At 37.6% G+C, this 9,306-nt stretch carries 8 protein-coding genes and 1 pseudogene; all 9 read right to left on the bottom strand.

Annotation, left to right across the window (positions count from 1 at the left end; translation table 11 throughout):
• A pseudogene (locus tag AB3X49_RS13080) lies at nt 1-173 on the bottom strand (efflux transporter periplasmic adaptor subunit); the annotation flags it as partial.
• Nucleotides 174-420: 247 nt separating this feature from the next.
• Nucleotides 421-1,755, bottom strand: coding sequence for an MFS transporter (locus AB3X49_RS13075; protein ID WP_002184617.1), 1,335 nt, complete (start codon nt 1,753-1,755; stop codon nt 421-423).
• 19 nt (nt 1,756-1,774) lie between these two features.
• Nucleotides 1,775-2,809, bottom strand: coding sequence for an ABC transporter substrate-binding protein (locus AB3X49_RS13070; protein WP_002184616.1), 1,035 nt, complete (start codon nt 2,807-2,809; stop codon nt 1,775-1,777).
• Entirely contained in the window at nt 2,806-3,588 is a 783-nt protein-coding gene (locus tag AB3X49_RS13065) for a DUF3919 family protein (RefSeq protein WP_063219424.1), read from the bottom strand. Before AB3X49_RS13065 ends, AB3X49_RS13070 begins: the two co-directional genes overlap by 4 nt.
• 66 nt (nt 3,589-3,654) lie before the next feature.
• Nucleotides 3,655-5,085 carry a HAMP domain-containing sensor histidine kinase gene (locus tag AB3X49_RS13060; protein ID WP_367962550.1) on the bottom strand — a complete coding sequence of 477 codons (1,431 nt, stop codon included), beginning with the start codon at nt 5,083-5,085 and terminating at the stop codon, nt 3,655-3,657.
• Between the two features lie 11 nt (nt 5,086-5,096).
• Nucleotides 5,097-5,768 (bottom strand): response regulator transcription factor, encoded by a 672-nt coding sequence (locus tag AB3X49_RS13055; protein WP_367962546.1) that lies wholly within the window; start codon nt 5,766-5,768, stop codon nt 5,097-5,099.
• Nucleotides 5,769-5,888: 120 nt separating this feature from the next.
• Nucleotides 5,889-6,881, bottom strand: a complete 993-nt coding sequence (gene galE, locus AB3X49_RS13050) for a UDP-glucose 4-epimerase GalE (RefSeq protein ID WP_367962544.1) — start codon at nt 6,879-6,881, stop codon at nt 5,889-5,891.
• Nucleotides 6,882-6,973: 92 nt separating this feature from the next.
• The gene (locus tag AB3X49_RS13045; RefSeq protein WP_367962542.1) at nt 6,974-7,792 is read right to left on the bottom strand and encodes an SGNH/GDSL hydrolase family protein; all 819 of its coding nucleotides are present in this window, start codon (nt 7,790-7,792) and stop codon (nt 6,974-6,976) included.
• A gap of 99 nt (nt 7,793-7,891) precedes the next feature.
• Nucleotides 7,892-8,800: a polyisoprenyl-teichoic acid--peptidoglycan teichoic acid transferase TagU gene (tagU, locus tag AB3X49_RS13040; protein WP_367962539.1), complete on the bottom strand. Its 909-nt coding sequence runs from the start codon at nt 8,798-8,800 to the stop codon at nt 7,892-7,894.
• Nucleotides 8,801-9,306: the final 506 nt, after the last annotated feature.

Genomic DNA, 9,306 nt, shown 5'->3' with positions numbered 1-9,306 from the left:
AGCTTACGCTCTGTCACTTTCTCAAAACTTACAGCATCTGTCTTCGCCGTACCTTTCTTCTTACCTTGCATAACAAAAATATTAACTGCTGCTACAATAACAATTAGTGCAATAACTCCGATAATAATCCATTTCTTCTTCTTGTTTGGAGTACGAACCGTATTAGGTAACATATTCTCGCTCCTTTTTATATCTTATAGTTTAATAGATATTTAACTATATAAAACTTTCTGAAAACAAGAGTTTCAATTACATTGTTACACTCATTTTACAAAGTTTTACACAATCATTTATATTGTAACAAAAATACCAATGATTAGAAATATGACATTCTATCTTTTAAGATAGTTTTAAGGAAAGGTTTCCTTATATAAAAAAAGCGATCCAAAATAATGATTGGATCGCTTTCTGAATAAACTATTACGCCACTTTAGGACCTTTTCTCTCATGTCCACGTTGAACGATAAATAAGAATACTGTTGATAAAATACCGCCTGCTAATAGTAAGATGAAGCAGCCATCCCAGCCAGAACGATCAACAATAACACCAATTGCTGCGTTTGCTACAAGACTTCCGCCTACATAACCGAACAGACCACACATACCAACTGTTGTACCTACTGCAAATTTCGGTACTAATTCCATCGCACTTAAACCGATTAAAAACTGTGGTACGTAAATTAAACAACCGATAATAGAAACTGCAATACTTACAACAAGTACGCTAGATGCTTGCCAATATACAACCGTACCAACAACAACTCCGGCCATACTCATAATACATAATGGCATACGTTTTCCTTTAAATAACTTATCACTTAAAAGACCAACGATTAATGAACTTGGAATTGCCATACCTTCAAAAATCGCGTATGCAGCATGCGCTTCTGCTTTTGAAAAACCTTTAACTGTCGTTAAATAAAGCGGAACCCAGTTAATAACACCGAAACGAATTAAGTAAACAAATGCATTTGCAATACATAAATACCAAACGAACTTATTTGTCACTACATATTTCATTAAAATTTCTTTTGGTGACATCTTATTAGCATTATCTGCTTTTTCAAGATTTTCATAGTCATTACGATACTCATCAATTGGAGGAAGACCTTCAGATTCTGGTGTATCCTTCGCATTAATCCAAACAAGAACTGCAATTACCATTGCGATAATCGCTGGGAAAATAAATACCCCGCCCTGCCAATGATTTTCACCGAAAATACCTACACCAATTCCGACAAGGGGCGGCACTAGCATTCCGCCAACGTTATGTGAAATATTCCAAATACCTGTTTTCGTACCACGTTCTTTCTTCGAAAACCATTTCGTCATAACGATACTACAAGGTGGTGCTCCCATACCTTGTACAATACCATTTAAGACAAGTAATGTAACAATCATCCCAAATGAAGATGCAAAACCGAAACAAATATTTACAAGCCCCGATAAGAATAATCCGACTGCGATAAAGCGCTGGGCGAAAGCTTTATCCGATAAATTCCCCATAAAGAACTTACTAAATCCATAAACAATTGCCATTACTGAACCTAGCAATCCAATTTCAGCTGTACTAAAACCATATTCTTGTACTAAATACGTACTTGATAACGTAAAGTTACTGCGCACTAAATAATAAGCAGCATACCCAACTGAAATTCCCATTAGCACACGAATACGTAATAATTTGTATACCCTGTCAATCATATCTGCCGGCAATCTCTCAATTGCAGGTGCTGGCTTAAGCCATTTAAACATATTCTTTCGTCTCCTTTTCTCACTGCTGAGAGAGACGCTGTCTATTCCATATCTCGATTATTCCACTATTTGATATATTTTTGTTCGTCCTTCTAACTGGCTGACCTTCTATCTCTTTCTGATTCTTCGCAAACATCGTTGGTACGCCAAACGAAACTTTTTCTAAAATGTGCCCCGCTTCTTCTGATAAACAATAATCAATAAATAAGTCCGCTATAAAACCACTCGGTGCACGCTTCAGTTTCGAAATCGCATTAACAGATAAGCCTGTTTGCTCAGGTTCATTACTTACAATAGGAAAGCCTTGTTTCTGAAGCATTCTCTGATCTCCCGCAAAATTGATGCCTATCATATATTCACCGCTCGCAACCAGTTCTGCGGGCATATAACCATTCACCGTTACTTCACCAACTTGCCTTGCAAGATTCTTAACATACTCTTTCGATTCTTCTTCACCTAAAGTATCAATAAGTGATTGAAACAAAGTATATGCTGTGCCGGAAACGTTTGGATCAGGCATTGCAATCTTACCCGTATATACCGGATCTAATAAATCTTGCCACCTTGATGGATATGGAAGACCGAGCGGCGCTATTTCTTCATTCCACCGCTCTTTATTAATCGCGATTGCCAGTTTCTCCACTTCATAACCGTACCAATAACCATCTTTATCTTTAACAGTCTTTGAAATACGATTCGCATGCTGGGTCGTAACAGGAATAGAAAGGTTCTTTTGCTTCATCATTTGATGCGCATCTACTGTACCGCCAATAATAATATCCGCCTTCGGATTTCCAGCTTCCTCTTCTACTCTCCGAAGAAGTTCTTCTGTCGATAGACGAATAAATTCATATGTACACCCGCGTTGTTTACAAAATGACGAAAGCAAAGCTTCACCAACTTCCTCGCGGGCCGCTACATACGCAACGAGATGACGATCATCCAAAATAGGGAGACCACTTTTATTATATTTAATAGAGGTTGTATCTCGAGAGCAACTAGACATCGCTCCTCCGATTACTAGCAAAAAGAAGAAAAAGGCTATCTTTCTCATGACACACTCTCCTTTACAAGGAATTCTGCTAGGGAGCCCTTCATATACATGACATTCCCGTTATTATCACCGAGATATTGCACAACAAAGTACGATGGATACACAGAAATAGTTAGAATATCCTCCCGCTCATTCTTTACACGTTTGCCTGTTTTATAGGCAGTAATATAAGCAATCGGCTCATTCTGTGATTGTAATAATTTCTGAATTTCTCCGTAATCTGTAATTTGCTTTGCGTATCGAATAGAATCAAATATTTGCGTAAGATCTATAGTACATATTACATCCCCTTGCCTCACTACAACTTCCTTTGCCTCCGCAAAGAAATTACTAATGCGCTCTGGTGTATAATACAGACTTAACAAATACGTTTGAAATGCTGAGATCATCGGATCCGTGCCATTCTTTCCGTATACATTAGCCTCGTACTGGAACAAGTCACCTACTGCAAAAGTACGTTTATGTCCATTCAAGTACGTTACTTCTCCAGTAAATACTTGTTCTTGATTCCTCGCTTCTCTCGGTTCTATTCGAATTCGGTCAAAGAATGAAACAATCGTATGCAAACGAACTTCATCCGTTACAACAATTTCTCCCCACTTCTCATGCCTTACTTTCACTTCAGTAGGAAGGGATTCATTCACTCTTTGTAAAACGGCTTGTTTGTCATCCACAATTGTGATTCGATTATATATTTGCTTCTCAATAACATAAAACAAAATAAGAGAAACGATCATACAAAAGACAAACATAAGAATTTGAAATGATAGCCTTTTCATTTCTGCCTACCTCCAAGATAAAAAAACGTTGTTTCGAAAATACCGCATAATCGTTTCATAAATGTATCATTTAACCGCTTTCAAGTTTTTTATGTCTTCCATCCGTCTCGGAAGTAAAAATGTAATGCATATTGTAGTTCCCATCTCTTCACTACTCTCAATTCGCATACTTCCGCCTTGCTTCTTCATAATCTCCTGACAAATGTATAAACCATAACCATTCCCATAACTAGAAGGAAGCACCTTACCTTCCGGAGACTCATTCCATTCTGCAAGCACACCTTCATCCATACCAATACCATCATCATGAACAAAAACTTTCGCTTCCTGCTCATTTATAATTACATTCATACGAACTTGCGTAGCGTCACTATATTTAATCGCATTATCAAGCACATTCAAGAAAATTTGCTTCGTCTTATCAAAATCCGCAACGACGTGTACTTCTGTTAACTCATTCATAACTTCAATTTCAAACTGCTGCAACCTGAGTTTCACAATCGAAACCGCTTCTTCTGCCAATTCTTTAATATTCACGACTGTAGGTGACACTTCAAACGTGCTCTTCCCGTACTTTGAAGACTTAAGTAATTCCTCTACAAGTGATAATAGACGCTCACTTTCTACAGACACATAACGGAGGCTCTCCTGCACATCCTCCTTCGACTGCAACTCCGGAATTAAATCCACATAACCGATAATCGCTGTTAGCGGTGTTTTCAGCTCATGCGTAATGCGGTCCAAGAAATCTTTCTGCTTCTCTTTCTCTTCCTTCAGCTGCTTAATATGCAGCTCAATCCCATCAGCCATCGCATTAAAGGACGCTGAAAGCTGCGCAATTTCCACATACTCATTCAGCTCAATCTTACTTTCATAATCTCCATTCGCAAGCCGATATGCCATTTGCCTTAACTGATCAATTGGTTTATGAAGAGACTTCGCCAAACGAATCGCAAAGAAAATACCAGCAGCTACTAAACAAAGCGACGTCATTAAAAACGTCCAACTCACATTTGTTAAAACTTCCTTCTCATCCGTTAACTCATTTATAAAACGAATACTCCCAATGACATCGTTTCCATAATAAACCGGACTTGAAAACAAAAGAATTGGAGCTGGGTCTCCCTCCTCGAAAACATAAGATTTCTTTCCCTTCAAAGAACTCTCAATGTCAATATTCCGATGAAGTAACGCTCCTTTTTGTGTATCTGCAACAACATCTCCATTCTTCCCAATCATCTGCACCCGGACATCCATTCGCTTCGCTAAATACGAAGCAATTAAAAGCGAATTAGGCCCTAGCGTCTCTACTTCTGCTTCCTTCTCTAAATAATTCATCGTATAAATTTGCGCTTCCACACTTAACTTTTCTAAGGAATCTGCCGCATTATGATACACATTCTTCTCCAGTGCAATATAAACAACCGCATACAAAAGAACAAGAATTGGAATCAACAACCCAACTATTCCAAACACCATATTTCGTTTTAAAGACATATCATCACCTTTTAGCAATCAAGCTTATACCCCACGCCATAAATTGTCTTAATATACTCCCCGCTCGCGCCGAGTTTCTTCCGAAGCCTTTGCACCATAATATCAACCGCTCTCGTATTTCCGATATACTCAAATCCCCATACCTTCTCTAATAGCTCATCTCTCATGAATACACGCTGCGGATTCGAAACAAACAACTGACATAAATTAAACTCTCGGTACGTTAACTGAACCTCCTGCCCACTCACATGAAGCTTTCGTTCCTTTGGACAAATAAGTAAATCACCAGCCCCAATCACCTCATGATTTAAAGGAACCTCCTTCTTCTTCACGCGCCGCGCCATATTCTTCACCCGAAGAATAAGCTCCGCATAATTAAAAGGCTTCGTCACATAATCATCAGCTCCAAGCTGAAGACCAAGTAACTTATCATTCATCTGACTCTTCGCTGTCAACATAAGCACCGGAATATCACGCTCCTTCTCTCTGAATAAACGTAACAACTCATATCCATCCGTATCAGGAAGCATCACATCTAAAATAAGTACATCCGGCTGCTCATTCCATCTCTCTAAAGCTTCTCTCCCATCAGCCGCCGTCAATACTTCATACCCTTCCATCTCTAACTGCATCCGAATCAAATTACGAATACTCGATTCATCATCTACTACAAGTATTTTCATCATTCTCCTCCTTCCATCCTGTATTATAGTACAGTTTAGTATAGCAAAAATCATACAAAAAAAGAGAGGGTATTGTCGAACATATGTTGAACGACAGTACCCTCTCTCATTTATTAAAACTTATTTCTCATATCCATTAGGTTTCTTCTGATGCCAATCCCACGCATGCTCGATAATTGTCTTCACATTTACATACTCAGGATTCCATCCTAACTTCTCTTTCGCTTTCTGAGCAGAAGCAACTAAACGTGCTGGATCTCCCGCACGGCGTGGTGCCATCTCAGCCGGAATCTCATGATTCGTAACTTCACGAACTGCATCAACGATTTCTTTTACACTAAAGCCATTACCATTTCCTAAGTTGTAGAAATCACTTTCCCCACCATTTTGTAGGTCTTTAAGTCCTAAGAAATGAGCTGCCACTAAATCTTCAACATGAATATAATCACGGATACAAGTACCATCTGGTGTATTATAATCATCACCGAACATCATAATCTTCTCACGTTGACCTAACGCCACTTGTAAAACAAGAGGGATTAAATGTGTCTCTGGACGGTGATCTTCCCCGATAATACCACTTGGAGTTGCACCAGCCACATTAAAGTATCTGAAAATCTTATATCTTAAATTAGAGGCTTGGCTATACCAATGAAGCATCTTCTCAATTGCTAACTTCGTCTCTCCGTACGTATTCGTCGGATTTGTCGTCGTTTCCTCAGTAATAAGGTCTACATCTACTTCACCATAAGTCGCCGCAGTAGAAGAGAAAATAAACTTCTCTACTTTAAACTCATCCATTACTTCTAGCAAGCAAAGTGCACCATACACATTATTATTATAATACTGAAGAGGCTTCTCCATACTAACGCCCACTAAAGAATCAGCTGCGAAATGCATAACCGCCTCGATATTTTCTTGTTTAAAAACATCTCTTAAAAATTCCTTATCACGAAGGTCACCATTATAAAACTTCACACCTTCCGTAATTGCATCTTCATGACCAGTTTGTAAGTTATCTACTACTACTACCGATAAACCTTCATCAACTAGTTTTTTAACAGCGTGAGAACCGATATAGCCCGCTCCGCCGCAGATTAAGATTGATTTCATTGTTTTCCTCCCGCATATTTATTAGGATTTCTTTATTACTTTACTAATATAAAAGGTATACGATTGCTCGTATACCTTTTATATACCCTTCATTACTTCGCTACAAAGTAATCCGTTACATATTGCGCCCAAACTTCATGCCCTTTAGCACTTGGGAAACCGAACTCTGTTTGTAAGTAAGGTAAAATCGCTTTCGTTGTTGCATCAGGCCACGCTCCCCAATGATCAACATATGTATAACCATTTTGCGTCGCAGATTGTTTTAATGCTTCAATCGCTTTCGGATAATTCTTCGCACCATACACTGGGTTTGATGGTTGAATCATAATTGTAGCGCCTTTTGCACTAGTAGAAAGTGCCTGAACAAACTTCTGTGTATTCGCAACAGAATTTCCATTACCATTTTTTCCGTTATCAGTAATAAATGGTGGCTCAAACAAAATCACATCTGGATTGTCTTTCGCAATCTCTTTATCGCGTTTATTCGCGATTAATTCCTCTGTACTTTCACCCTTATATTCCTTTACCGTCACATTCCATAAACCTTTACCGTAAGAAGCCTCTAAATTAGCAGTGAACTTAGCTACCCAAGCATCTTTTTCAGATGAAGAAGCTTCATCACCAACAATAACAAGATTTACTGCCTTCTTATCCTGAGCAGCTTTCTTTAACTTCTCTTTCACTGCATCTGGCAAGTTCTTTGCGTATGCTTCATTAAAAGATGACTTTGCATCTTGTTTTTTCTCTTCTTTCTTCGCTCCGCTATCTTTCACTTCAGCCTTTGTTTTCGTTACTTCACTCGTTTGTCCTGTTGCATTCGCAATCTTCTTATTCCAATATAGTTTACCGCTCACAACCGAAGCAATAAACAATACAAAAATAAATAGGACAACTACTGCTTTCTTATTCATCGATTCACCTCATCTATTAATCTCACAATATATAATACTAATATAAATCTACGCAAAAATAAACCCAACTCCTTCCAAGTGAGTTGGGTTCATTACATATTACTTAGTCACTTCAAGCTGTGCTTTTAACTTGTGCGTTAAATCTTGTTTTGCTGCATCTGGAACATAGTAGTACCAAATGCCATCAGCGGCTTTGTGACCGTCACCTGGAATTTGGATATCTTCGCTGTTCTGCAAGCAATTTTTATAGTTCTTCTGCATATCAAACATTTGATCTTGCGTTAAGTTTGTTTTCACGTTCTTTTGGACTGCTGTTAACACATCACCATAACTTGTAAGTGAAGAGAAACTTGCACCCTTTTTAATAACCGCCTGCATCACTTGACGTTGACGCATTTGACGACCGAAATCACCACGTGGATCTTCTTTACGCATACGAGTATACGCTAAAGCTTGATCACCTGTTAAATGAATATTTCCCTTTTGGAAGTGTTGACCGTCAAGGGAAAATTCTAGGTCATTATTAACATCTACACCACCGACCGCATCAACAATATCCTTAAATCCTTCCATATTAACTTCTATATAATAATTAATAGGAACACCCAAGAATTTTTCCACTGTTGCAACAGACATATCCACGCCACCAAATGCGTAAGCATGATTAATTTTATCACTTTTTCCTTTACCTACAATTTCCGTATACGTATCACGAGGGATACTTAACGTCTTCATAGAATTGTTTTTCGGATTTAAAGTAATGACCATTAAAGAATCCGAACGCCCTTTATCTTCACCGCGTTCATCTGCACCTAGCAACAGGATTGAAACAGGTTCAGATTTATTAATTTTTTCTTCTTGCTTATTACCTTGATCACGCTTTAAAGGTTTATGAACTTCATCTAATGTTTTTGAAACAGAAGAATATATATTATAAGCGTAGACGCCCCCGCCTATAAGTAATACGCCTATGATTCCTAATACCCAAAATAGGATCTTTTTTCTCATTTACTTTCCTTCTTTCTACTTGTAAATTAAAGATTTTGTTTATGTTTATTTAAATTACTATATCACCAATAAATCTTATTATATAACAAATCTAAAATTTCACTAGTAGCCAATTCGAATTTCGTTCGTAATTTTATTACCAAAACCAATTATCTTTTCACTCGTTTAACAGATAATTTAAAGCTAAAGTATGTGCTTTAGCAATATCCACTATATGAATACCATCCTTTTTGGGCATAATATGTCTCTTATTTACCAATTTTCCCAACTGTGTATTCGAATTAAAAAACATTAATGGGGTAAAATTATATCCCTCACTTGCTTCACCCTTATCATACTTGGTACAATACAAAATAGGCTCAATACTATATCTAGAAAATATCAAGTCTAAATCTAAAAGATTCTGAAAATTTCAATTTCAAAGACTACTTTATTATCAATTTCTTCTCAATGATTAGTTGGTATCTTCCCAAATACTACAAATATATATTATTTTGTTCGTATTC

Origin of the sequence: Bacillus sp. C30 (genome assembly GCF_040838255.1) — a bacterium.
Lineage (GTDB): Bacteria > Bacillota > Bacilli > Bacillales > Bacillaceae_G > Bacillus_A > Bacillus_A mycoides.
This window is presented reverse-complemented; position numbering and strand designations above follow the sequence as displayed.